This is a genomic window from Intestinimonas butyriciproducens, from assembly GCF_004154955.1.
GTDB classification, from domain to species: Bacteria; Bacillota; Clostridia; order Oscillospirales; family Oscillospiraceae; genus Intestinimonas; species Intestinimonas butyriciproducens.
In genome coordinates, this window is sequence record NZ_CP011524.1 from 210,033 (window position 1) to 233,079 (window position 23,047).

General features: G+C 61.8%; 24 protein-coding genes. 15 read left to right on the top strand and 9 right to left on the bottom strand.

Annotation, left to right across the window (positions count from 1 at the left end):
• Positions 1–73 precede the first annotated feature (73 nt).
• The 3 genes from SRB521_RS00995 to SRB521_RS01005 all read left to right on the top strand — a co-directional run bounded on the left by SRB521_RS00995 (position 74) and on the right by SRB521_RS01005 (position 3,531).
• Complete coding sequence (locus SRB521_RS00995) at positions 74–325, top strand: DUF6514 family protein (protein WP_116721540.1); 252 nt, start codon at positions 74–76, stop codon at positions 323–325.
• Between the two features lie 276 nt (positions 326–601).
• Complete coding sequence (locus SRB521_RS01000; protein ID WP_075705069.1) at positions 602–2,041, top strand: tagaturonate reductase; 1,440 nt, start codon at positions 602–604, stop codon at positions 2,039–2,041.
• An 11-nt stretch (positions 2,042–2,052) separates the two neighbouring features.
• The gene (locus SRB521_RS01005) at positions 2,053–3,531 is read left to right on the top strand and encodes a UxaA family hydrolase (protein ID WP_116721539.1); all 1,479 of its coding nucleotides are present in this window, start codon (positions 2,053–2,055) and stop codon (positions 3,529–3,531) included.
• 171 nt (positions 3,532–3,702) lie between these two features.
• On the opposite strand, the gene SRB521_RS01010 is transcribed toward SRB521_RS01005, so the two are convergent.
• Positions 3,703–4,158: a SufBD protein gene (locus tag SRB521_RS01010; protein ID WP_075705071.1), complete on the bottom strand. Its 456-nt coding sequence runs from the start codon at positions 4,156–4,158 to the stop codon at positions 3,703–3,705.
• Positions 4,159–4,475: 317 nt separating this feature from the next.
• The gene (locus tag SRB521_RS01015; protein ID WP_075705072.1) at positions 4,476–5,150 is read right to left on the bottom strand and encodes a GntR family transcriptional regulator; all 675 of its coding nucleotides are present in this window, start codon (positions 5,148–5,150) and stop codon (positions 4,476–4,478) included.
• Between the two features lie 316 nt (positions 5,151–5,466).
• Here SRB521_RS01015 and uxaC point away from each other — a divergent pair, with 316 nt between their 5' ends.
• From uxaC to SRB521_RS01075, 12 genes are all read left to right on the top strand, one after another.
• Entirely contained in the window at positions 5,467–6,897 is a 1,431-nt protein-coding gene (uxaC, locus tag SRB521_RS01020) for a glucuronate isomerase (protein WP_075705073.1), read from the top strand.
• Between the two features lie 2 nt (positions 6,898–6,899).
• On the top strand, positions 6,900–7,625 hold the full coding sequence (locus SRB521_RS01025; protein WP_165366665.1) for an amino acid ABC transporter ATP-binding protein: 726 nt from the start codon (positions 6,900–6,902) through the stop codon (positions 7,623–7,625).
• A gap of 42 nt (positions 7,626–7,667) precedes the next feature.
• On the top strand, positions 7,668–8,420 hold the full coding sequence (locus SRB521_RS01030) for a cupin domain-containing protein (RefSeq protein ID WP_075705075.1): 753 nt from the start codon (positions 7,668–7,670) through the stop codon (positions 8,418–8,420).
• Between the two features lie 67 nt (positions 8,421–8,487).
• Entirely contained in the window at positions 8,488–9,237 is a 750-nt protein-coding gene (locus tag SRB521_RS01035) for a cupin domain-containing protein (protein ID WP_075705076.1), read from the top strand.
• Positions 9,238–9,240: 3 nt separating this feature from the next.
• Positions 9,241–10,077, top strand: a complete 837-nt coding sequence (locus tag SRB521_RS01040) for a sugar phosphate isomerase/epimerase family protein (protein WP_075705077.1) — start codon at positions 9,241–9,243, stop codon at positions 10,075–10,077.
• A gap of 2 nt (positions 10,078–10,079) precedes the next feature.
• A complete protein-coding gene (locus SRB521_RS01045) occupies positions 10,080–10,916 on the top strand; it encodes a sugar phosphate isomerase/epimerase family protein (RefSeq protein ID WP_116721538.1) in 837 nt (278 codons plus the stop codon).
• 135 nt (positions 10,917–11,051) lie between these two features.
• Positions 11,052–11,945, top strand: a complete 894-nt coding sequence (locus SRB521_RS01050) for a transporter substrate-binding domain-containing protein (RefSeq protein ID WP_116721537.1) — start codon at positions 11,052–11,054, stop codon at positions 11,943–11,945.
• 71 nt (positions 11,946–12,016) lie between these two features.
• Positions 12,017–12,688: an amino acid ABC transporter permease gene (locus SRB521_RS01055; RefSeq protein ID WP_033118470.1), complete on the top strand. Its 672-nt coding sequence runs from the start codon at positions 12,017–12,019 to the stop codon at positions 12,686–12,688.
• A 21-nt stretch (positions 12,689–12,709) separates the two neighbouring features.
• On the top strand, positions 12,710–14,329 hold the full coding sequence (locus SRB521_RS01060) for a mannitol dehydrogenase family protein (RefSeq protein ID WP_116721536.1): 1,620 nt from the start codon (positions 12,710–12,712) through the stop codon (positions 14,327–14,329).
• 13 nt (positions 14,330–14,342) lie between these two features.
• Positions 14,343–15,419, top strand: coding sequence for a mannonate dehydratase (gene uxuA / locus SRB521_RS01065; RefSeq protein WP_033118469.1), 1,077 nt, complete (start codon positions 14,343–14,345; stop codon positions 15,417–15,419).
• Positions 15,420–15,616: 197 nt separating this feature from the next.
• Positions 15,617–16,579: a bifunctional 4-hydroxy-2-oxoglutarate aldolase/2-dehydro-3-deoxy-phosphogluconate aldolase gene (gene eda / locus SRB521_RS01070; protein ID WP_116721535.1), complete on the top strand. Its 963-nt coding sequence runs from the start codon at positions 15,617–15,619 to the stop codon at positions 16,577–16,579.
• Positions 16,580–16,593: 14 nt separating this feature from the next.
• Positions 16,594–17,619, top strand: coding sequence for a sugar kinase (locus SRB521_RS01075; protein WP_075705081.1), 1,026 nt, complete (start codon positions 16,594–16,596; stop codon positions 17,617–17,619).
• Between the two features lie 226 nt (positions 17,620–17,845).
• Here the strand turns inward: SRB521_RS01075 and SRB521_RS01080 are convergent, their stop codons facing one another.
• The 7 genes from SRB521_RS01080 to SRB521_RS01110 all read right to left on the bottom strand — a co-directional run bounded on the left by SRB521_RS01080 (position 17,846) and on the right by SRB521_RS01110 (position 23,033).
• Positions 17,846–18,775, bottom strand: a complete 930-nt coding sequence (locus SRB521_RS01080; RefSeq protein ID WP_075705082.1) for a thiamine pyrophosphate-dependent enzyme — start codon at positions 18,773–18,775, stop codon at positions 17,846–17,848.
• A 1-nt stretch (position 18,776) separates the two neighbouring features.
• On the bottom strand, positions 18,777–19,976 hold the full coding sequence (gene porA, locus SRB521_RS01085; RefSeq protein WP_116721534.1) for a pyruvate ferredoxin oxidoreductase: 1,200 nt from the start codon (positions 19,974–19,976) through the stop codon (positions 18,777–18,779).
• A complete protein-coding gene (locus SRB521_RS01090) occupies positions 19,976–20,281 on the bottom strand; it encodes a 4Fe-4S binding protein (RefSeq protein ID WP_033118464.1) in 306 nt (101 codons plus the stop codon). Before SRB521_RS01090 ends, porA begins: the two co-directional genes overlap by 1 nt.
• Positions 20,278–20,856 (bottom strand): 2-oxoacid:acceptor oxidoreductase family protein, encoded by a 579-nt coding sequence (locus tag SRB521_RS01095; protein WP_075705084.1) that lies wholly within the window; start codon positions 20,854–20,856, stop codon positions 20,278–20,280. The genes SRB521_RS01090 and SRB521_RS01095 overlap by 4 nt, the downstream gene beginning before the upstream one ends.
• A 364-nt stretch (positions 20,857–21,220) precedes the next feature.
• Entirely contained in the window at positions 21,221–22,120 is a 900-nt protein-coding gene (locus SRB521_RS01100) for a precorrin-6B methylase (RefSeq protein ID WP_075705085.1), read from the bottom strand.
• Between the two features lie 153 nt (positions 22,121–22,273).
• Entirely contained in the window at positions 22,274–22,678 is a 405-nt protein-coding gene (locus tag SRB521_RS01105) for a NifB/NifX family molybdenum-iron cluster-binding protein (RefSeq protein WP_075705086.1), read from the bottom strand.
• On the bottom strand, positions 22,656–23,033 hold the full coding sequence (locus tag SRB521_RS01110; protein ID WP_116721533.1) for a DUF134 domain-containing protein: 378 nt from the start codon (positions 23,031–23,033) through the stop codon (positions 22,656–22,658). Before SRB521_RS01110 ends, SRB521_RS01105 begins: the two co-directional genes overlap by 23 nt.
• Between the last annotated feature and the right edge of the window lie 14 nt (positions 23,034–23,047).

Here is a 23,047-nt window from a genome sequence, read left to right on the forward strand (position 1 = left end):
CGTTTTACCTCGTTCTATTTAGTGTGGGCCCGGTTCACAGCCGGGAAAATAAATAGAAGAGAGGTAGATTCCAATGAAGCATTCCGAGCGCGCGCCCATCTATGAGGTGGTGCAATCAGAGGTTTCCATTGAGGAGGCCGGACAGTGTACCACTTACGGCATTGCCTGTGTGTTCAAGGACAGCACAGCAGGCAAGTCCCAGGCCATCACGATAGCGGATATCTCGGTCGACCGGGCCTTTGTGGAGGACACAGCCAGCTTCTTCAATCGGGTCTCGCTTTCGCCTCACTGTTTTCGGCGCGCCGTGATGGAGATTATCCCTTAAACACATCCAAATGAAAGCATTCTGCATTTCCGCTTGCTCATCAAATACACATATGTCATGTCGTTCGGAGTGCCCTTGGCGGCCTGGAACGGCATGGGACACGCCGGGCCTTATCAGATTCTGATCAGGCCCGGCGCTTTTTGCCGCTACAAAGACACTTACAAAAGAGCACAGTGGTCAGATCAAAAAAGAGGATTGACAGGGCGGCGGCTGAAACTTATGATATATCATAGATATATCAGTGAGGGCTGAGACGGCAGGAAAGGGGTTTTCAAGATGGAACAACTGACCTATACGACGCTGGGGGAGTGGAAGGGCTATCTCCTCCGGCAGGCGCCCGAGCGGGTGCTCCAATTTGGCGAGGGGAATTTCCTCCGGGGTTTTGCCGATCACTTCATCGATGTGATGAACGAGCGGGCGGGCTTCAACGGCAAGGTAGTGGTGGTGCCTCCGGCCTCTACCGGCAAGGCCGCGCGCATCAACGCGCAGGAGGGGCTTTACCAACTCTGCCTGCGGGGGAAGTATGACGGCGCGGTGGTAAACGACCGGCGGGTCATCAGCTGCATCAGCCGGGGGCTGGATGTCTTTACGGACTGGGAGGAACTGCTGCGTACCGCCCGCAGCCCGGCGCTGCGCTTTGTGATCTCCAACACGACGGAGGCGGGCATCGTCTATGATGGGTCCTGCCGGTTTGACGACCGGCCTCCCGCCTCCTTTCCTGCCAAGCTGACCCGCCTGCTGTGGGAACGTTGGCAGGCGGGAGAGCGGGGGTGGGTGCTGCTGCCCTGCGAGCTCATTGCGGACAACGGCAGCGTGCTCCGGGAGTATGTGCTCCGCCACGCCGAGGATTGGGGCTTGGGGGAGGCGTTCCGGCGCTGGCTGCGGGAGGAGAACCGCTTTTGCAGCACCCTGGTGGACCGCATCGTCACCGGGTATCCCAAGGACTGGGCGGAGGAACTCCATGCGAGCAACGGTTACCGCGACGCGCTTCTGGATACTGCGGAGCCATTTGGACTGTGGGTGATCGAGGGAGACGAGTCCCTGGCGGAGGAGTTCCCCGCGCCGCAGGCGGGCCTGCCGGTGAAGTTTGTGGCCGACCACCATCCGTACAAGGAACAGAAGGTGCGTATACTCAACGGCGGTCACACCGCCATGGTGCCTGCGGCCTTCTTGGCGGGGCATGATATCGTCCGCACCTGCATGGAGGACCCTGCGGTCCGCGCCTTCCTGGAGGGAGCCCTCTTTGAGGAGATCATCCCCACCCTCTCCCTGCCCCGGACGGACTGTGAGGCATTTGCCAGGGCGGTGGAGGAGCGGTTTTCCAATCCCTATATCGACCACAGGCTGCTGGACATTGCCCTCAACTCCGTGTCCAAGTGGCGGGCCAGGGTGCTGCCCAGCGTAAACGCCTTCCTGGCACAGAACGGCCGGGCGCCGGGCCGCCTCACCTTCTCGTTTGCCGCTCTGGCCGCCTTCTATACCCAGGCAGAGCGGTGCGGCCATGCCTATCCGGTCCGGGACGAGCCCGCCGTACTGGACTTTTTTGCCCAAAACAGCGGGCTGGCGCCGGAGGCGCTGATCGCCGCCCTGGCGGCCCGCACGGACTTCTGGGGGGAGGATCTGCGCACGCTGCCCGGCTTTGTCCCGGCGGCGGGGCAGGTTTTGGCCCGGATCCGTGCAGACGGCATGGCCGCGGTCTTGGCGGATTGCAGATAGGAGGGACAGATATGGCAGTACTGCGGATTCATGCCAGGGACAACGTTGCCGTTGCCCTTTCTCCCGTCGCGGCGGGGGAACGTGTCCGGGTGGAGGGAAGAGAGGTCACAGCGCTGGAGGACATCCCACAGGGACACAAGCTGGCACTCGCCCCCATCGCCGCCGGGGGCGAGGTGATCAAATACGGCTGCCCCATTGGGCGGGCCAAGAGGGATATCGCCCCCGGCGCGTGGGTACACAGCCACAATCTGGGTACCGCGCTGGAAGAGGGTAAGACCCCGGGGGCGCAGGTGACCGCCTTGACCCTGGAGCCGATGCCGGTCCGGACCTTCCGGGGCTACCGGCGCCGCGACCGAGGGGTGGGGATCCGGAACGAGATTTGGATCATCCCCACGGTGGGCTGTGTCAACGGTGTGGCCCAGGCCCTGGCGCGGGTGGTGGAGACCTATGCCCGGGGGAGGGTGGACGGCGTATACGCCTGGCCCCACCCTTATGGCTGCTCCCAGATCGGGGAGGACCAGGAGGCTACCCGGCGCATCCTCTGCGGACTGATCCGCCACCCCAACGCGGGGGGTGTGCTGGTGCTGGGCCTGGGGTGTGAAAACAGCAGCATCTCGGTGCTCCAGGAGCTGCTTGGCGGCTGGGACAGCGCGCGCACGGCCTTCCTGGAATGCCAGGCCGCGCAGGATGAGCTGGCGGAGGGGGAGGCCCTGCTGCGTGGGCTGATCGACCGCGCAGCAGGACAGACCCGGGAGGAGATCGGGGTGGATGAACTGATCGTGGGGCTGAAGTGCGGCGGGTCCGACGGTCTGTCCGGCATCACCGCCAATCCCCTGGTGGGACGGGTGGCCGACGGCCTGGTGGCCATGGGCGGCACCGCGCTGCTGGCCGAGATCCCCGAAATGTTTGGGGCGGAGGCGGTGCTTTTCCGCCGCTGCGCCGACGGAGATACAGCCCGGAGCCTACCCGCCCTTGTGGAGGAATGCAAGGATTACTTTGTCCGCCACGGCCAGGTAATCTATGAAAATCCCTCTCCCGGCAATAAGGCGGGGGGCATTACGACCCTGGAGGAAAAATCGCTGGGCTGTGTGCAGAAGGGCGGGAGCTCTCCTGTGAGAGATGTACTCCATTACGGAGAACGGGCGAAAAAGCGGGGTCTGTGCATACTTCAGACCCCGGGCAACGACTTGGTGTCCACCACCGGACTGGCGGCAGCGGGGGCCCAGCTGATCCTCTTCACCACCGGCAGGGGGACGCCCTTCGGCGCGCCGGTACCCACCGTCAAGATCTCCACCAACACTGCGCTGGCGGGACATAAGGCGGGCTGGATCGACTACAGCGCCGGCGGCCTGGCGCAGGGAGAGGGCTGGGACAAACACACGGAGGCCCTGCTGCGGAAGGTGCTGGATACGGCCTCCGGCGCGCCCACCCGGTCGGAACAGGCGGGCTACCGGGATCTCGCCATTTGGAAAGACGGCGTGACCCTGTAGGGATATGGAAAAAGGGCGGACCCATTTGGGAAATGTCATTAAGTTAAACCTTTGGGCACACATAAAAAGTACCCACCCTATTTTGAACGGGGTGGGTACTTTTTCTACAGGAGCGGGACATAGGTTCTACATGATGCAGCTTTTTATATCATATTCCAGCAAGTCAAGCCTTCATCTTTTCGACAAACTGGAAATTGTCAATATCTTTTCGGTTTCTGCCATATCCTTTTCAATTAATGGACGCATACTGTCCTTGTACTTAGATAAATCAGCACGTTTAAGGCTTGATAATATCCTTGGAATATACTGTGGCTTTGCCAATCCTACCTGTGCAAGAGCCTTAACACACTGTCTTGCGGTAATCGGTTTTTCATCCATTATATGCGTGAGAAAATCAGATATAATGGAATCAAAATGATTTTCCTCATCCCACTGAGCATTTGCTGCCAGAATATGCAGCACTCGATTTCGTACCAATGATTTTGGATGGTCAAGCAACGATGCAAAGTCGTCAAAATATCCGTACCATTCATCTGTTTCCTGACTTTCGGATATTATTTTATCGGCAAGAGCACAAGCATATTTATCATCCTTTGCGGTCAACTTCGCTACGATATTCTCTTCCATTACCTTCCTCTTTCGAATTCTGGTTTGTATGATTGGGTGCTTTCTTTAAAGCATACCAAACATAGAATAAAGGAATGGCATGCGAACAACGGAAAGCACCTTTCCGTCCCTCAACGGCTGGTTTTTTAGATTAACTTAATGACATTGCCCATTGGGTTCTCCCAGACTTTCCAATGCCGTTACTTTCCCAGTGCTCTGCCCCGGGAAAGCTTTCGCCCCGCCCTCCGAACGCCTGTCGGCACAGGCTTTTCACGGCCTTTGTACGCACACGTTCCGGCACCCTTCCCGCCGACTAATCGGTGGCCCCTGGCGCCGCTTCAAAAAGAACTGTGCATCATGGTGTTGATGGCCTCCTGATAGGACAGATGAATGTGATCGGAGAGCAACCGGCAGGATTTCTCCAGATCCTGTTCCAGAATGGCGTTCAGGATATCGATATGTTCCCGGTTGCTGGCCCGATACCGGATGGGGCGCCAGGCGGTGACCCGGATCAGGTTCAGGTAGTCCACCAGGCTGCGCATCAGGTTGGTGGCATATTGATTTCGAAGCGTGTCCACCAGTTCCAGGTGGAAGCGGTTGTCCAGCTCGATCAGCGGCGCCGCCGTCTCGGCGGAATTGCCGGCGCTGTCGTCCTCGTGCTGGAGCAGCAGTGCGCGCATATCCATTGCCCACTGAGGGTCCACCATGGTGAAGCACTGGCGGAGGATCGTGGGCTCCAACAGTGAACGGATCTCAAAAATATCGTGGATGTCCTTGGGGGTGGGGCGGGTGATCTCGATCCCGCGCCTGGGGTGCACCGTAACCAGGTTGTCCTGCGCCAGCGCCAGAATCGCCTCACGCACCGGTGTGCGGCCCAGGCACAGCATCTCTTGAAGCTGGGACTCGTTGATAAACTGTCCAGGGATCAGCTCCTTTTGCAGGATCATGGCCTTGATCTGGTCGTATGCGACCTGTGACAGGCTTTCCCGCTTTTGGGCAAGTGCTTTTGCCATAAGGCACCTCCACTGTAATATATCAGATGATTGAAAATAGGTGGTATGTAATATATCAAGAACACTGTCAGTATACCAGCATATGCCAGGGATGTCAAGGACGGAAACAGGTTCAGGGATAGGACTTATGGCGAAAATCAACAGTTCGTTTTCAGAACAGAATATTTTTTTGGCAAAATAGTCTGGTTTTTGCTTGACACGGCGGACAAACTATGTTATGTTTGGCTACAAGAGATATATCACAAATATATCATTCATATATGATGGAACTTTGAACAGAACGGCAAAACCTGTGAACGGGACGGAGGATGGAAGAATGAGACCATTCCTTGACGAGGATTTTCTGCTGGATACACAGACGGCCAGGGCGCTTTACCACGGCGTGGCGGAGGGGATGCCCATTTTGGACTACCACTGCCATGTCAGTCCGCGGGAGATTGCGGAAGACCGGGTCTTCCGCAACCTGACCCAGCTGTGGCTGGAGGGGGACCACTACAAATGGCGGCTGATGCGCGCCAACGGTGTGTCGGAGCGGCTCATCACCGGGTCTGCGCCAGACGAGGAAAAATTCCAGGCTTGGGCCGCCACCTTAGAGCGGTCGGCGGGCAATCCCCTCTATCACTGGAGCCATTTGGAGCTCAAGCGATATTTCGGCTATGACGGGCACCTCACCGGAGCCAACGCCAAAGAGGTCTGGGACCACTGTCAGGCGGTCATCGGAGAGGGGATGCACGTGCGGGACATCCTGAAAAAGTCCAACGTGACCCTGATCTGTACCACCGACGACCCGGCGGACACGCTGGAATGGCATGAGAGGCTCTCCGACGACCCGACGCTGGAGACAAAGGTCCTCCCGGCATTCCGACCGGACAGGGCGGTGAACCTGGAGAAGGAGGACTTCCCCGAATACATAAAGCGGCTCTCCGCCTCCGCGGGAATGGAGATCGGCGGCTGGCAGAGCCTTCTGGACGCCCTGGAGCAGCGGCTGAACTTCTTTGACGCCCACGGCTGCGCGCTGGCCGACCACGGGCTGGACAATATCTGCTTCCGCCCCGCCGGGGAGGCAGAGTTGGACGGGATCTTGAAAAAGCGCCTGGCGGGAGAGGGTGTGACGGAGGAGGAACTGTGGCAGTATAAAACGGCCCTGCTCCTGTTCTTTGGCCGGGGCTATGCCAAGCGGGGCTGGGCGATGCAGATGCACTTTGCCGCCCAGCGCAACAACAATTCCCGCATGTACCGCCTGCTGGGACCGGACACCGGATATGACAGCATCGGACCGGCGGTGCACCTGCCGGATCTGGCCGCCTTCCTGAACGCGCTGGACGAGAACGGAGAACTGCCGCGGACCATCCTTTACTCCCTGGAGCCCGGCGACAATGCGGGCCTTGTGACCCTGATGGGCTGCTACCAGGGGGAGGGCGTGCGGGGCAAGCTCCAGCACGGTTCGGCCTGGTGGTTCAATGACTGCAAGGAGGGCATGGAAGCCCAGCTCAAAAATCTGGCCGCCGGCGGCGTCCTGGGCAACTTCATCGGGATGCTCACCGACTCCCGCAGCTTCCTGTCCTATACCCGGCACGAGTACTTCCGCCGCATCCTGTGCGCTCTGCTGGGACGCTGGGTGGAAGAAGGGCAGTTTCCGGACGACAGGCAGGCGCTGGAGCGCCTGGTGGCCGACATCTCCTACCGCAACAGCGTTGCCTACTTCGGCTTCGGCCGCTATCACTTACGGGGGGCAGAAACGTTATGAGTATGATCAGCGTCAAGGGACTCCGAAAAAATTTCGGCAAGCATGAGGTCCTCAAGGGCATCGACATCGAGATCCAGCCCGGCGAGGTGGTGGCCATCGTGGGCCCCTCCGGGTGCGGCAAGTCCACCTTCCTGCGTTGCCTCAACCTGCTGGAGAAGCCCTCCGGCGGCTCGATCCTCTACCATGACGTGGATCTGGTCTCCGGCGCGCCTAAAGAGACCAACAAGGTCCTGCTGGGCATGGGCATGGTCTTTCAGCAGTTCAACCTGTTCCCGCACAAAACGGTGCTGGACAACATCACGCTGGCCCCCATCAAGGTGCAGGGCACCGGCAAACGGGAGGCCGAGGAAAGGGCCCTGAAGCTGCTCAGAACGGTAGGCCTGGAGGACAAGCGCGACGCCTACCCCAATCAGCTCTCCGGCGGTCAGCAGCAGCGCATCGCCATCGCCCGCTCCCTGGCCCTTCAGCCGGAGGTCATGCTCTTCGACGAGCCCACCTCCGCGCTGGACCCCGAGATGGTGGGCGAAGTGCTGGACGTCATGAAGAAGCTGGCCGCCGACGGCATGACCATGCTGGTGGTCACCCACGAGATGGGCTTTGCCCGTGAGGCGGCCGACCGGGTCATCTTCATTGACGGTGGTGTGATCGTGGAAGACAGCGAGCCGCAGGAGTTTTTTGCGCATCCCAAGAACAAGCGTCTCCAGGATTTCCTGAGCAAGATGCTTTGATCTAAATCAACCACAGAAAATTTAGCTAGGAGGAACGAACTTATGTCTCTCATTCAGGTAGCCCGGTACAGCGACGTCAAGTACGATTTCAAGGACGGCTATGCCTGCGTGCCCGTGCTGGAGGAGGCCTTTGATCAGGCCCGCTTCGCCCACTGTGCGCTCCAGCCCGGCCACTCCATTACCCCCGACGTATACTCCGTCACCGAGCACAATCAGCTCTTCATCTTCACCAAGGGCAAGGGCTATGTCACCACGCCCCGCGAGGCCTGGAACGTGACCGAGCCCGGCGTGTTCGTCCCCGAGTTCGACACCGAACGCTTCACCATCACCTGCTCCGCCGACAGCAAGCAGCCCCTGGAATTCCTGCACATCATTACCGAGCTCAACGGGTATGACAAGACCTGCCTGGTGGAGTCCCGCATGGTGCTGCCCCGGTTCCGCACCATCAGCCAGGGCTGGACCTACGACGAGGATTTCAAGGATAACTCCGTCACCACCTCCATGATGCTGCTGGAGCACCGCAATCTGGGCCGCCTGTCCATGGGCTGCGTCAAGGGCTGCGGCCCCATCGAGATCGGTCAGCATATCCACAACGAGCTGGCCCAGTGGTACTTCCCCCTGCCCGGCTCGGAGTTCATTTATACCGCCGGCGGCGAGGAAGTGCACATGACCGGCGGCGACCTGTCCTTCACTCCCACCGGCTTCTGGCACGGCAGCAAGGTCGAGGCCGGCAAGAAGTGCGACTACATCTGGTTCGAGATGTGCATCGACGGGTATCCCGGAGAGATCAAATAAGGTCCACCGAAAGGGACGCCTACCTGATCGTTCATACACAACAATTCACTGTAAAGGGGAATTTACCATGGCTCTGGTCAAGATTTCAAGAGGTACTGATATCCAGCACAAGTATACCAACGGTGTGTCCCGCGTGAGCGTCCTGGAGGGCGCCTACAAGGACGCCACCGTGGAGCGAGTGTCCCTCCAGCCCGGCGCGGACTTCACCCCGGAGACCTATACCCGGGAGCAGCACAATCAGGTCTTCCTGGTGACCGCGGGCAAGGGCTACATCGTCACCCCCCGCCGCGTGTTCAACATCAAGGAGGTCTCCGTGTTTGTGCCCGACTTTGATAAGGAGACCTTCACCTTCCACTGCGCTGCCGACGCCAAGGAGACGATGGAGATCGTCCACTTCGTCACCGAGCTCAACGACTACGACAAGACCTGCCTCCGTGAGGCGCATATGAGCCTGCCCCGTTTCCGCGGCGTGTCCGAGGCGTGGCATTATAAGGAGGACTTCACCGGCGCCGACATCCAGCAGATGATGATGCTGGAGCACCGCAACCTGGGCCGCCTGTCCATGGGCGCCAACTTCGGCACCGGCCCCAACTACATCGGCCAGCACATCCACAACGAGCTGGAGCAGTGGTACATTATGCTGCCCGGAGCCTCCTTCACCTACACCGCCGAGGAGGAAAAGATCCACGTCCAGGGCGGCGACATCACCTATACCCCCCACGGCTCCCACCACGGCAGCGAGTGCGCCGACGGCGAGAAGTTTGCCTATGTGTGGTTCGAGCTGTGCGAGAACGGCTACCCCGGCGAGATCAAGTAAGAAATGGCGGTCAGCACACGGCTGCTGGGCTCCAACGGCCAGTACAGCCGCTACCCTCTGGCATTCTTCCTGGACGAGATGAGGCGGCTGGGGCTGCGCAGTCTGGACTTTGTTCCACAGGTCCCCCATTTCTTCTGCGGATACCGGGACCATGACGACCCCGCGGGACTGAAGACGGCGCTGGCGCGGGCAGGGCTTCGCGTGGCGGTCCTGACGCCGCCGTCCTACCGCTGTTCCATCACCGCTCCGGCCGGGGAACAGCGGGCGGCCACCCTGGGCTATTACAAAAGCTGCATCCAACTGGCCGCCGAACTGGGGTGCGACCGGCTGGTGCTGGACGCGGCCGGCGCCTGCTGGGACCTGAAGGTCGAACAGCTCCGGGAGCACGCCGCCGACACCCTCTGCATCCTGTGTGATGCGGCGGAGGCCGCGGGTGTTGGCCTGCTGCTGGCCCCGGCCATGGGGGCGGAGACCCCTCTCATCGCCGAGGCCCCCGTCCTCAACACTGCGCGGGAGCTGGAGGCCATGCTCCACCGGCTCCGCCGTCCCGGCTTGGGCGTGTGTCTGGATACCAATGTCATGAGCGCCTGCGGCGATACCATTCCGGACTGGTTCGACCGGCTGGGGGACCGGACGGGGCTGGTGCGGCTGTGCGACGGCAATTACCACGGCTGGCGGGCTTGGGGCGAAGGGGTACTTCCCATGGAGCGGTACCTGTGCCAGCTGAATGAGGTGGGCTATGGGGGGGAGATTTCCCTGCGCCTGCCCGGTGAGCGGTATTTGGAGCGGCCCTCTTATCCGGACGAGCGGGCCCTGGCGGCCCTGTGTGGGGAGGTGTAGCCATGGCGGGCATCAAACGAGGACAACTGGTCAACATGAACCAGCATTACCGCCGCTTCTCTCTGGACTACTTTCTGGACTGCCAGCAGCGCCTGGGCGTAGAGCAGATCGAGCTCTGGTGCGGCGCGGCCCACTTCTGGCTGGATCATGAGGGACTCGGCGATGTCAATGCGCTCCGGGGCAAGCTCTCCGCGCACAATGTCCGGGTGGTGTCCGTCACGGCGCCCAGTATAGCCTATCAATATCAGTATGCCTCCCAGGAGCCGGAACTTCTGGAGCGGTCCTTCCGGTACTTCTCCAACGCCATCCATCTGGCGGCCGAGCTGGGCGCGGACCGGGTCGTGGTCAACTCCGGCTGGGGTTACTGCGGGGAGGATGAGGCCGCCATGTGGGGCCGATGCCGGGATCACTTGGGCCGGCTGTGCCTGGCGGCCGGGCGGGAGGGTATCCTGCTGGTGATGGAGTCCCTCCGCCAGGACGAGAGCAATCTGGTCTACAGTCTGGAGCGGGCCCGCCGCATGTATGAGGAGATCCACCATCCCAATCTGAAAATGATGGTGGACAACATTGCCACCGGCGCGGCGGGGGAGACCCTGGAGGACTGGTTTCAGGCATTTGGGGACGATCTGATCCACATGCACTTCCTGGACGGCGACCCCTGGCTCCACAATGTGTGGGGTGACGGAAACACCGCCCTGGCACGGCAGATCCAGACCCTGAACGACCACCATTTCACCGGATATCTGGTGCAGGAGGTGGCGGACGAGCACTATTTTACCGACCCCTATGCCGCGGACCGGAGAAACTTTCGGGTCCTGGAGCGGTTCCTCCAGGACTAGGGCCTGTTTGAAAACGGGCGGCACACCCCAACGCCGGGCCTGCCCCCATGGTTCCAACAGGCCCTGGAGATCCGTATTTCTCAGCGCGGCGCGCTGAAAAATAAATTATAATGAAAAGGAAAAGGTGAAGCAGTCATGAAAGCAAAGAAGATCCTTACCGGCGCCCTGTCTCTTGCGATGATCGTCTCTCTGGCCGCCTGCGGCGGCGGCAGCAGCGCCACGCCCACGCCCGGGACCGAGGCGCCCGAGACCACTACGCCCGTCACGGCCGCTCCCGAGGGAGACGGCTCCCTCCAGCGCGTGCTGGACGCGGGCAAGCTGTCCATCGGCGCCGAAGGCAACTGGATCCCCTACGTGTACAACGAGGACGGCACCGGAGAGCTCACCGGCTTCGAGGTGGAGATCGCCAAGGAGATCGCCTCCCGCCTGGGCGTGGAGGCCGAGTTCCAGATCTCCGACAGTTGGGACCCCGTCCTGGCCGGCCTGGATGCAGCCCGCTATGACATCGTGATCTGCGGCGTGAACCCCAACCCCGAGCGCCAGGAGAAATACGCCGTCACCGCCTCCTACGCGGAGAACCCCTACTGCCTGGTGGTCAACGGCGACAACGATGAGATCACCTCCTTTGAGGACCTCGACGGCAAGCTGTGCATCAACTCTCCCTCCTCCGCCGCGGGCAAGATCGCCCAGAGCTTCGGCGCCACCACTGCCGACGGTGATCTGACCGCCGCAATGGAGCAGCTGAACACCGGTCGCGCCGACGGCACCATCAACAACGTGGCCGCCGTGGACGAGTATATGAAGAACCGTCCCGAGGTCAACGTGAAGATCGCCGCGATCTATGAGCCCGCCGAAGGCGAGGAGTACATGATCGAGTCCGCCGGTATGCTCCGCAAAGAGGATCAGGAACTGTGCGACAAGATCTCCGAGATCATCCAGGAGATGATCGACGACGGCACCTGCTATGACCTGACCGTGAAGTACTTTGGCCAGACCGTGGCCGACAGCACCAGCATCTACAAGAAGTAAGTCAAGCATTGACCGGGGCGCCGCCCTTGGGCGGCGCCCCCTTTTCTCGAAAAACAAGGAGGCGGGCTGCCATGGAAAACATTCAATTGCTGGTCGATTCCTTCTGGCCCATGTTCAAAGCGGGCCTGTTGATCTCTGTCCCGCTGATGCTGGTCTCGTTTGTCGTGGGCCTGGTATTGGCATTCGTCCTGGCGCTGATGCGCATGTCCAAGATCGCACCCTTCAAGGCAATCGCCTGGTTTGTGGTTTGGGTGATCCGCGGCACCCCCCTGCTGGTCCAGATTTATGTGATCTATTTTGGACTGCCCTCTGTGGGGCTTGTGCTGGACCCCATCCCATCCGCTATCCTGGCGCTGGTCATCAGCCAGGGCGCCTACAATTCCGAAGTCATCCGCGCCGCCCTGGGCTCCATCCCCAAAGGACAGTTTGAGGCATGCAGGGCCCTGGGACTGAACAAGCTCCAGACAATGGCCCAGGTGGTCATCCCGCAGGCGGCCCTGGTGGCCGTACCATCTCTCGGCAACTCCTTCATCAGCCTGCTGAAGGACACCTCCCTGGTCTCCTCCATCACGGTGGCGGAGATCCTCATGACGGCCAAGTCCATCATCGCCGTCAAATTCCAGCCCCTGCTGCTCTACTGCGAGGCCGCTCTTGTCTACCTGATTTTCAGCACCGTGCTCACTCAGCTCCAGGGAATGCTGGAAAAGAAGCTGGGCAAGCATCTGGTGGACACCAGAGTCTGACGGAAAGGGTAACGATCTGCTATGTTGCATTTGAATATTCAGGGACTGAAGGACCGCTCCGCCTGGGAAGCCGCCGGCATTGCGCTGCCGCGGTACGATGTGGAGGCCATGAAGGCCCGGACGCTGCAAAGGCCCTCCTGGGTCCACTTCGGCGCGGGCAATATCTTTCGGGGCTTTCTGGCCGCGGCCCAACAGACCCTTTTGAACGCCGGGGTCACCGATACCGGCATTTTGGCGGCCGAATCCTTCGACTTCCAGATCATCGACAAAGTATACGAGCCCTATGACGAGCTGAGCCTGCTGGTGCGCATGCATGCCGACGGCTTCTACGACAAGGAGGTCGTGGCCAGCGTGGCGGGCGGATACAAGGCCGACTGCGCGGGGCCTGACTGGGCACGGCTGGTGCAGGTGTTCCAGAATCCCAGCCTCCAGCTGGCCAGCTTTACCATCACGGAGAAGGGGTATGCGCTGACCGATCTGGCGGGCGAGACGCTCCCCGTGGCCCGGCAGGATTTTGCCGCCGGGCCGGACGCCCCGCGGCACACCATGTCCATTGCGGCGGCGCTCCTCTACCGCCGCTTCCAGGCGGGGGGACACCCCATCGCCATGGTGAGCATGGACAACTGCGCGCAGAACGGAAAAAAGCTCCGGGAGGGCGTGTTTGCCGCCGCAGAGGCATGGGAGCGGGCGGGACTGGTCCCCGCCGCCTTCCTGGCATGGCTCTCCGACCAGAAAAAGGTCACCTTCCCCTGGTCCATGATCGATAAGATCACCCCTCACCCCTCCGAGCAGGTCAAAAAGGCCCTGGAGGACCTGGGGCTGCAGGACATGACCATTTCCAGGACCAACACCGGTACGCTGATCGCCCCCTTTGTCAACGCCGAGACCACAGAATACCTGGTGCTGGAGGACGCCTTCCCCAATGGACGCCCTCCCCTGGAGCGGGCGGGGGTCTACTTTACCGACCGCGCCACGGTGGAAAAGGCCGAGAAGATGAAGGTGGGCACCTGCCTCAATCCCCTGCACACCGCCCTGGCCGTGTATGGGTGCCTGCTGGGCTACACCACCATCGCCGCGGAGATGGCCGACCCGGACCTGCGGGCTCTGGTGGAGCACATCGCCGCCGAAGGTCTCCCCGTGGTGGAGGACCCGGGCCTCCTCAGTCCCCGAAAGTTCATCGACGAGGTGCTGCGCCAGCGTTTTCCCAACCCCGCCATCCCGGATACGCCCCAGCGTATCGCCGCGGACACCTCCCAGAAGCTGCCCGTCCGGTACGGCGGCACGCTTCAGCGCTATACCCAGCGCACCGATCTGGCGGTCTCCGCGCTGGAATATATCCCGCTGGTCTTCGCGGGGTGGTGCCGGTACCTGCTGGGGGTGGACGACGCCCTGCGGGAGATGCCGGTGAGCCCCGATCCCATGGTGCCTGCCCTCCAGGCCCTGTTGGCCGGAGTGAAGGTGGGCACGCCCGAGACCTGTACCGATCAGCTCCGCCCCATCCTTTCCAACGCCGCTATTTTTGGCGTGGACCTGTATCAGGCGGGGCTGGGAGAAAAAACAGAAGCCGCGTTCCGGGCCATGCTGGCGGGCCCCGGCGCGGTCCGTACCACTCTGCGCCGGTATTTGAGTGAGAGAGCATGAGGAGCGATCATCCATGAAGATGACATTTCGCTGGTACGGGAGCCAGATGGACCCCATACCGCTGCGTTATATCAAACAGATCCCCAATATGAGCGGTGTGGTGAGCTCCCTGATGGACATGCCCGCCGGGGCCCTGTGGCCCACCGAGCGCATCCAGGCCCTGAAGCAGGAGGTCAACGACGCAGGGCTGGAGCTGGAGGTCATCGAGAGCGTCAACGTCCATGAGGATATCAAGCTGGGCCTGCCCGGCCGGGACGAGTACATCGACAATTACTGCAAGACCATTGAACGGCTGGGACAGGCGGGCGTGAAGGTCATCTGCTACAATTTCATGCCGGTCTTTGACTGGACCCGCAGCGACCTGTTCAAGCCACGCGCCGACGGGGCCACCGTACTGGCCTATGACCAGGCTGTCATCGACAAGATCACCGATCCCCAGGACTTTGCCGACCGGATCCAGCAGGGGGCGGGCGAGTTCGAGATGGCCGGGTGGGAGCCGGAGCGCATGGCGGAGATCAAGCACCTCTTCGCCCAGTATCAGAGCGTCTCCCATGAGGACCTTTTCCGCAATCTGCGCTATTTCCTGGAGGCCGTTATCCCGGTCTGTGAGCGGTACGACGTCAAAATGGCCATCCATCCGGACGATCCCCCCTGGGATATTTTCGGCCTGCCAAGGATCTGTACCAACCGGGACAATGTGACGCGCATCCTCTCCCTGGTGGACAGTCCCTGCAACGGCCTGACGCTGTGCTCCGGCTCCATGGGCTCCAATCCCTGCAACGATATCCCCGCCATGGTGCGGGAATTCGGGAGCCGGGGGCGCATCCATTTCGGCCATGTGCGCAACATCAAGTTTACCGGGCCCGGCCAATTTGAGGAGGCGGCGCACTTCTCCGCCGACGGCAGCCTGGACCTGTACGAGATCATGAAGGCCTACTATGACATCGGCTTCGAGGGCTATATCCGGCCCGACCACGGACGTATGATCTGGGATGAGCAGGGCCGGGCGGGTTACGGCTTGTACGACCGGGCGCTGGGCGTGGCCTACCTCAGCGGCCTGTGGGAGGCCATTCAAAAGGACCACCGGTAACAGAGAGAGCACACCGCATTCGTGCGCGTCCCGGCATGCCGGCTGGTTTCGACGCCGGGTGCGGTGTTTTTCGTGTGTAAGAGCCCGTATGCACCTCCGTCCCGCGGCATCCAGGCGGGGTTTTCCCGCCATGCTGCGGGGACCCTGCCCGTCTCAGGAATACAGGTTCTAAATTTGCAGAAAAGAAGGTTGAGCGCATGGACCCCATTCTGAAACAAATTTCCAACGTCGGCATTGTGCCCGTGATCGCCATCGACGACGCTGAGAAGGCGGTGCCGCTGGCGAAGGCCCTGGTGGCTGGCGGCCTGCCCGTGGCGGAGGTGACGTTCCGCACCGCCGCAGCGGAGGAGGCAATGCGGGCGATCGTTCGGGAAGTGCCCGAGATGCTGGTGGGCGCGGGCACTGTCCTGACCTATGAGCAGGTGGACCGGGCGCTGGAGGCCGGGGCCAAGTTTATCGTCAGCCCCGGATTCAACCCGGACACCGTGCAGTATGTCCTCTCCAAGGGGGCGCTGATGGTGCCCGGCACCGCCACCCCCGGCGAGATGGAGCAGGCCATGTCCATGGGCCTGGAGGTGGTAAAGTTTTTCCCCGCCGAACAGAACGGGGGCGTGGCCAAGCTGAAGGCCATCGCCGGCCCCTATCGGGCGCTGAAATGGATGCCTACCGGCGGAGTCAACGCAAAGAATCTGATGGATTACCTGTCCTTTGACCAGATCGTGGCCTGCGGAGGCACCTGGATGGTGAAAAAGGAGCTCATCGAGGGAGAAAAGTGGGAGGAGATCACCCGCATGACCCGGGAAGCCGTGCGCACCATGCTGGGGTTCTCCCTGCATCACGTGGGCATCAACTGCGGCAGCGAGGCGGAGGCGGACCAGACGGCCAGGACGCTGTGCGCCATCTTTGGATTCGAGTATAAGATGGGCAACTCCTCCGTGCAGGCGCTGCCTGCGGCAGAGTGCACCAAGACGCCCGGCCCCGGCGTCCACGGCCACATCGCCATCGGCACCAACAGCGTGGACAGGGCGGTCTATCATCTGGGCCTTCAGGGCGTCAAGTGTCTGGAGGAGACCCGAAAGACCGACGGCAAGGGAAGGACCAAGGCCATCTATCTGGACGGAACCTTCGGCGGCTTTGCCATTCATCTGGTACAGAAATAAGGAGGCTCTCACTTATGAGCAAGCGTGTGGTAACATTCGGAGAGATTATGCTGCGGCTGGCGCCCAACGGATACTATCGGTTCTTCCAGGACGACCAGCTCCAGGCCACCTTTGGCGGCGGAGAGGCGAATGTGGCGGTATCCCTCGCCAACTACGGTCTGGACGCCGCCTTTGTCACCAAGCTGCCCGCCCATGCCATCGGACAGGGCGCGGTGAACGCGCTGCGGGGGCTGGGGGTGGACACCTCCGGGATCGTCCGCGGCGGGGAGCGCGTGGGCATCTATTTCCTGGAGAAGGGCGCCTCCCAGCGGGGCAGCGTTTGCATCTATGACCGGGCCCACTCGGCCATCCAGGAGGCGCAGCCCTCCGACTTTGACTGGGACGCCATCTTTGAAGGCGCGGACTGGTTCCACTTCACCGGGATCACGCCCGCCCTGGGCCCCAACCTGGTGGAAATTTGCAGGCAGGCCTGTGCCGCGGCAAAGCGGCACGGTGTGAAGGTCTCCTGCGACCTGAACTATCGGGGAAAGCTGTGGAGCCGGGAGCAGGCCCGCGCGGCGATGACCGAGCTCTGCCGGTATGTGGACGTCTGCATTTCCAACGAGGAGGACGCCAAGGATGTTTTCGGCATCGAGGCGGAAAACACCGACATCTACGGCGGCAAGCTGAACAAAGAGGGATATCAGTCCGTGGCCAAGCAGCTCGCCGACCGGTTCGGCTTTGAGAAGGTGGCCATCACGCTGCGCACCTCCATTTCCGCCAGCGACAACGACTGGGCGGGCATGCTGTATGACGGAAAGGAGTGCTGTTTCTCCAAGGAGTACCACCTGCACATCGTGGACCGGGTGGGCGGCGGCGACAGCTTCGGCGGCGGGCTCATTTACGCGCTGCTCAGCGGGAAGGACAGCCGGGAGGCGATTGAATTCGCGGTGGCGGCGTCGGCGCTGAAGCACTCCATCGAGGGGGACTTCAATCGGGTCACGCTGGCTGAGGTGGAAAAGCTCGCCGGCGGCGACGGCTCCGGCCGGGTCCAGCGGTAAGCAGTACAGGGCGGGGCCCGGAACCTCCTGCAGCACACGACCCTTATTCCTCTGCAAAATATCGCCGCATACCTGCGCTTTTGCTGCGGCAAACGGCGGCGCGGGGGATTCCTTCCGGGAAAAAGGCCCTGGAACCAACGGTTCCAGGGCCTTCAGCGCATCAAAAGGCAGGCGGCTGAAACGGGGACTCCGCGCTGCCAAAGAGGATAAGCCGCCTTGGCGGCGCTTATACACAACGGGAGAGCAGGGCCTCCCATTTTTCATCCACATACCGCTGGGCGGCCTCCAGGGTCCACTCGCTGCCGGGCTGGAAGCAGTGCTTGAATCGCCCCTGCAGACGCATGAACTCGGTGACGGGCAGCTTCCTTTTCGGCTCGTAGCTCAGATGCCATACGCCGTCGATGACTTCATAGAGGGGCCACACGCAGGTCTCCACCGCCAGGCGGCACAGCTCGGGGAGCAGCTCGGGAGAGTACTGCCAGCCCCGGGGGCAGGGTGACATGATGTTGACAAAGGCGGGGCCGGGGGTATAGATGGCCCGATGGGCCTTTTCATGGAGGTCCTTGAAGTTGGTGAGAAAGGTGGTCTGGGCCACATAGGGGATGTGGTGTGCGGCCATGATCTCCGTAAGGTCCTTCTTGTTCTGCGGCTTGCCGCTGGAGGCGGAGCCGGGCGGGGTGGTGGTGGCGCTGGCAAAGCGGGGGGTGGAGGAGGAGCGCTGGATGCCGGTATTCATATAGGCCTCGTTGTCATAACAGAAATATACCATGTCGTGGCCCCGCTCCATGGCGCCGGAGAGGGACTGGAAGCCGATGTCATATGTGCCTCCGTCGCCGCCGATGGCCAGAAACTTGAAGGAATCTTCGACGCTGCCGCGGCGCTTGAGAAAGCGGTACGCGGCCTCCACGCCGCCGCAGGTGGCGGCGGCGTTTTCAAAGGCGGAGTGGATGTAGCTGTCCTCCCAGGCGGTGTAGGGGTAGAGGAAGGAGGACACCTCCAGGCAGCCGGTGGCGTTGCAGATGACCGCCCTGTCTCCCTCGTCCAGGGCGCGGGTCACGGCCCGGCAGACGATGCCCGCCCCGCAGCCGGCGCACAGCCGATGTCCGCCGACAAATCGCTCCGGCTTAGAAAGCTCGCGCTTGTGATTGTACGCCATTTCAGAGCACCTCCTGTTCACTGCTGCGCTGGCCCATGTGGAGATACCGGGGGCCGGCCTGGCCGCTTTCGGCCATCCGGAGCAGGTGGCGGTAGACCCGCTCCACGTCCTCCACCGCACAGTCGCGTCCGCCCAGGCCGTAGACCACGTTGGTCATGAGGGGGCGGTTGGGCAGATCGTAGCAGGCGGAGCGCACCTCGGCAAAGAGGGGACCGCCGCAGCCGGAATAACCCTCGCTCTTGTCCATGACTGCCACCGCCTTCACATGGGAGAGGGCTTGGGCGATCTCCTCCATAGGGAAGGGGCGGAACACACGCAACTTGAGGAGCCCGGCCTTGACGCCCCGCTCCCGCAGGCGCTGGACACAGGCCTTGGCCGTGCCGGCGGTGGAGCCGATGAGCACCAGCGCCACCTCGGCGTCCTCCATCGCATAGGCCTCGAAGAGGCCGTATTTCCGGCCGAAGGTCCGTGCAAAATCTGCGGCCACCTCCAGCACGGCCCGCTTGGCGTTTTTCATGGCCTCGGCCTGCTGGACCTTATGCTCCATACAGTAGGGACAGGTGTCATAGGGGCCCACGGCCAGGGGATTGCCGTGCTGGAGCAGATGGCGCTCCGGCGTATACTCCCCCACGAAGGCCCGGACCTTCTCGTCCGCCTCCAGCAGGATATTCTCCACCGCGTGGGAGGTGATGAAGCCGTCCTGGCAGACCATGATCGGGAGGCGCACATCCGGGGTTTCGGCGATGCGCATGGCCTGGAGATAGTTGTCATAGGCCTCCTGGTTGTTCTCCGCATAGAGCTGGATCCAGCCGGTGTCCCGCGCACCCATGGAGTCGGAGTGGTCGTTGTTGATGTTGATGGGGCCTGTGAGGGCGCGGTTGACGCAGGCGAGGGTGATGGGCAGGCGGGAAGAGGCGGCCACATACAGCATCTCCGTCATGTACGCCAGACCGCAGGACGACGTGGCGGTGACGGCCCGAACGCCGGCGGCCTGGGCTCCGATACAGGTGGACATGGAGGAGTGCTCCGACTCCACGGTGACGTACTCGGTGTCCACCAGGCCGTTGGCCACATACTGGGCGAAGTACTGGGGGATCTCGGTGGAAGGGGTGATGGGGAAGGCGGCAAAGACGCCGGGGTTGATCTGCCGCATGGCGCAGGCAATGGCCTCATTTCCCGACAGGCGGTCGCGGATACTCATCACTTCTCCTCCTTTTCAAAGGCGATGGCGCCGAAGGGGCAGACCTTCCAGCAGATGCCGCAGCCCTTGCAGTGGTCCAGATCAAATGCGCCCCGCTTTCCATTGGAGACGGGGATGGAGGAGTCGGGACAAAAGGGGGCGCACAGCAGACACTGCTTGCATTTGGCCGGGTCCCAGACCGGCACGTCGGAGCGCCACTCGCCGGTGCGCACTGCCTTTGCGGTGCCGCCCTCGTAGATCTCCCCGCCCGGAGTCATCTCCTGCCAGGGAGTCTGCTCGTTGATTTTGGATGCCTGGAAGTTCATGCGCGCACCTCCTTCATGGATTGGAGCAGGCATTTCATGTTGCCCTCGATGACCTGGGGCTTGGTGGCGAATTTGTGCCGGAAGCTGGCCTCCATATCGGCCGCGAACTGATCCGGCTCCAGCACCCGGCTGACCTGAACGATGGCGGCGAGCATGGGGGTGTTGGGAAAATAGCCGCCCAGGTACTGTTCGGAAAGGCGCCGGGCATCCACGGTGTACACCCCGCCGGAATAACCCCGCAGCAGGGGCCGCAGGGCACCGGGGGCCTTGGGAGAATTGATGAGGACGGCGCCCTCCTGGCTCAGCCCTGCGGTGACATCCACCGAGGAGAGGAGGGACTCGTCCACCACCACCACGTAGTCTGGCTGATAGATGTTGGAGTGGATGGTGCAGGGGACGTCGCTGATGCGGTTATAGGCGGTGATGGGGGCGCCCATGCGCTCGGGGCCGTATTCCGGAAAGCCCTGGACATACTTGCCCGAGGAAAAGGCGGCGTCGGCCAGCAGCAGGCAGGCGGTCTTGGCCCCTTGCCCGCCCCGGCCATGCCAGCGGATCTCGGTCATTTGCTTGCTCATACGTTCCTTCCTCCCTCTGTTCCGGTATGCCCGGCACAGACGAAAAAGATCCCCGCCCCTGTAAAGGGACGAGGATCAAACCACCATCGCTGTACCACCCGTTACTGCATACCGACATATGCGCTTCCTCTAACGGGGAATCCCGTCGGCGCCTACTTCGCGGCAAAGCGGTTCGGGCCGCAACTCCGGAGTGATGTTCCTGCCTGCCCTACTGATACCGGCTTCCCACCTGCCGCCGGCTCTCTGAGATCCTCGGAGAGGCACTACTGTCTCCATCATCATCTTTCATGCGTTAAATTGTTATATATACTGTAGTGGCTGAAAGGACATTTGTCAATGGGTAAAATACACAAAATAGAAAAACTCAGGACCTGCCGGAGATGAGCCAGGGGGCGGGCTCGGTCTGGAAGGTGCCTTTGGCCGTGAGCTTGGACACCGAGAGCTGCACCACCTCGGTCTCCCCGATGCCCAGGCGCTCAAAGAGGGCCGGCAGGGTGGCCGCGCAGCGGAAATCCAGGGTATAGATGAGGAATTCTATATGGGGGTTGCGGCGCAGCAGGCAGGCGAGTTCCTGTTCCATGCTGGCGGAAGCCACCAAGAAGGCCAGTGAGGGGGCGGGCAGGGCTGCCAGCGTTTCGTCGTCCACGTGATCGATGATGGCGATGTTGTTGAGGCCGAATTGCCGCACATTCTCCTCCATGGTGGTGCGGTCTCCCTGGCTGTACTCCACCGCGATGACAGTGCCCTCACAAGCGAGGATGGCCGACTCCACCGCGATGGATTCCCCGGAGATGACGCACACCGTATCTCCCTGGGCCAGGTGCATCTTGCTGAGGATGACCGCCCGGATCTCATTGCCCACATAGTGGACGGAGCCCCGGGAGAAGCTGGAGTTGCGCATGCCGATCTTATAGGTGGAGCGGGCGTTGGGGTTGAGGATGAGCATACCGGCGGAGGCGTTGATCCCCCGGTTGATCATATCCTTGAGCTTGGAGTGGAGAATGGGACCCGCGGGATCGGAACCCTCGTTGTACCACACGTCGCATTCTCCCAGACCCGCGTCCCACATGCGGTAGAAGATATCCGGGTGGCCCGCCTCAGTGAATACCAGCACGGAGGAGTGGGACTCCACTGTGGGGATGAGGTTTTTGTTCTTTCTGGTGATATCCAGCAGCTTTACCTTTTCCAGGTCCACCCTGGTATTCTCGGCAAAATACTGGAGCCAGGCCAGGATATGGGCATTTGTGAACAGATGGTCTTCCATATAAGCATGCCTCCCCTTGTTGTGCGCTCTTCATCAGAGCAAAGCATTTATCCTGATTGTACCACGGATGGCCCGGCCTGTCATCCCCTGACAGGCCGGAAACGGGGAGAGAAAAAGGTCCGGGACCGGCATATGCCGGTCCCGGACCTTTTTTCATGCGCCGCAGTGTCCGCCGCAGTCGTGGGACGCGCAGTCTCCGTGGTGCGTGTGATCATGGCCACCGTCATGATGGCTGCAGTTGGCCTCGGTACCGTAGGCCAGGCGGTCCGCCAGCAGGGCCTGGACCGCAGCGTCCGCGTCGCCGGTGACCCCGGCGTACAGGGTGACGCCCGCCTGTGCCAGTGCGTTCCGGGCGCCCATACCCAGGCCGCCGCAGATCAGGGCCTCCACGCCGGCATCCCGCAGAAAGCCCGCCAGCGCGCCGTGTCCGCTGCCGTTGGTGTCCAGGATCTCTGTTCCTGTCACCCTGCCGTCTTCCACCTGGTATACCTTGAACTGCTCCGTGTGGCCAAAGTGCTGAAACACGGTCCCATTCTCATAAGTCACTGCGATTTTCACGATGAAACGCCTCCAATTTCTGCTTTTTGGGGCATTCGTGCCCCCGGCGGCGACATTCCCCACCGTCACACAGGCGGTAATGCCCCCCCGCCACCGCCAGCGCCTTGCGCTCCACCAGGGCCTGGGCCAGCTTGCGGCGGGCGCTGAGATAGATGCCGGTTACTGTGGTGCGTGCCACCTCCATCTGCGCGGCGCACTGCTCCTGGGTCAGGCCCTCCAGGTCGATGAGGCGGATCACCTCGTATTCATCTACTCCCAGGGTCACGGTCCCGCTCCAGGGGGCGTCCTCCATGGGGCGGAACCCACCGCACCGGGGCAGGGTGCATACCCGTCTGCATTTTGGTGGTCTGGACATGTCGTCACCTCTTG

Bases quoted from the DNA above. Each gene is read 5' to 3' on its own strand.
- SRB521_RS00995 (WP_116721540.1), top strand. From the start codon at position 74: ATGAAGCATTCCGAGCGCGCGCCCATCTATGAGGTGGTGCAATCAGAG.
- SRB521_RS01050 (WP_116721537.1), top strand. From the start codon at position 11,052: ATGAAAGCAAAGAAGATCCTTACCGGCGCCCTGTCTCTTGCGATGATC.
- porA (WP_116721534.1), bottom strand. From the start codon at position 19,976: ATGAGTATCCGCGACCGCCTGTCGGGAAATGAGGCCATTGCCTGCGCC.
- SRB521_RS01040 (WP_075705077.1), top strand. From the start codon at position 9,241: ATGGCGGTCAGCACACGGCTGCTGGGCTCCAACGGCCAGTACAGCCGC.
- SRB521_RS01060 (WP_116721536.1), top strand. From the start codon at position 12,710: ATGTTGCATTTGAATATTCAGGGACTGAAGGACCGCTCCGCCTGGGAA.
- SRB521_RS01095 (WP_075705084.1), bottom strand. From the start codon at position 20,856: ATGAGCAAGCAAATGACCGAGATCCGCTGGCATGGCCGGGGCGGGCAA.
- SRB521_RS01045 (WP_116721538.1), top strand. From the start codon at position 10,080: ATGGCGGGCATCAAACGAGGACAACTGGTCAACATGAACCAGCATTAC.
- SRB521_RS01035 (WP_075705076.1), top strand. From the start codon at position 8,488: ATGGCTCTGGTCAAGATTTCAAGAGGTACTGATATCCAGCACAAGTAT.
- SRB521_RS01100 (WP_075705085.1), bottom strand. From the start codon at position 22,120: ATGGAAGACCATCTGTTCACAAATGCCCATATCCTGGCCTGGCTCCAG.
- SRB521_RS01055 (WP_033118470.1), top strand. From the start codon at position 12,017: ATGGAAAACATTCAATTGCTGGTCGATTCCTTCTGGCCCATGTTCAAA.
- SRB521_RS01090 (WP_033118464.1), bottom strand. From the start codon at position 20,281: ATGAACTTCCAGGCATCCAAAATCAACGAGCAGACTCCCTGGCAGGAG.
- SRB521_RS01080 (WP_075705082.1), bottom strand. From the start codon at position 18,775: ATGGCGTACAATCACAAGCGCGAGCTTTCTAAGCCGGAGCGATTTGTC.
- SRB521_RS01075 (WP_075705081.1), top strand. From the start codon at position 16,594: ATGAGCAAGCGTGTGGTAACATTCGGAGAGATTATGCTGCGGCTGGCG.
- SRB521_RS01030 (WP_075705075.1), top strand. From the start codon at position 7,668: ATGTCTCTCATTCAGGTAGCCCGGTACAGCGACGTCAAGTACGATTTC.
- SRB521_RS01005 (WP_116721539.1), top strand. From the start codon at position 2,053: ATGGCAGTACTGCGGATTCATGCCAGGGACAACGTTGCCGTTGCCCTT.
- SRB521_RS01015 (WP_075705072.1), bottom strand. From the start codon at position 5,150: ATGGCAAAAGCACTTGCCCAAAAGCGGGAAAGCCTGTCACAGGTCGCA.
- SRB521_RS01010 (WP_075705071.1), bottom strand. From the start codon at position 4,158: ATGGAAGAGAATATCGTAGCGAAGTTGACCGCAAAGGATGATAAATAT.
- SRB521_RS01000 (WP_075705069.1), top strand. From the start codon at position 602: ATGGAACAACTGACCTATACGACGCTGGGGGAGTGGAAGGGCTATCTC.
- SRB521_RS01025 (WP_165366665.1), top strand. From the start codon at position 6,900: ATGATCAGCGTCAAGGGACTCCGAAAAAATTTCGGCAAGCATGAGGTC.
- uxaC (WP_075705073.1), top strand. From the start codon at position 5,467: ATGAGACCATTCCTTGACGAGGATTTTCTGCTGGATACACAGACGGCC.
- uxuA (WP_033118469.1), top strand. From the start codon at position 14,343: ATGAAGATGACATTTCGCTGGTACGGGAGCCAGATGGACCCCATACCG.
- eda (WP_116721535.1), top strand. From the start codon at position 15,617: ATGGACCCCATTCTGAAACAAATTTCCAACGTCGGCATTGTGCCCGTG.
- SRB521_RS01110 (WP_116721533.1), bottom strand. From the start codon at position 23,033: ATGTCCAGACCACCAAAATGCAGACGGGTATGCACCCTGCCCCGGTGC.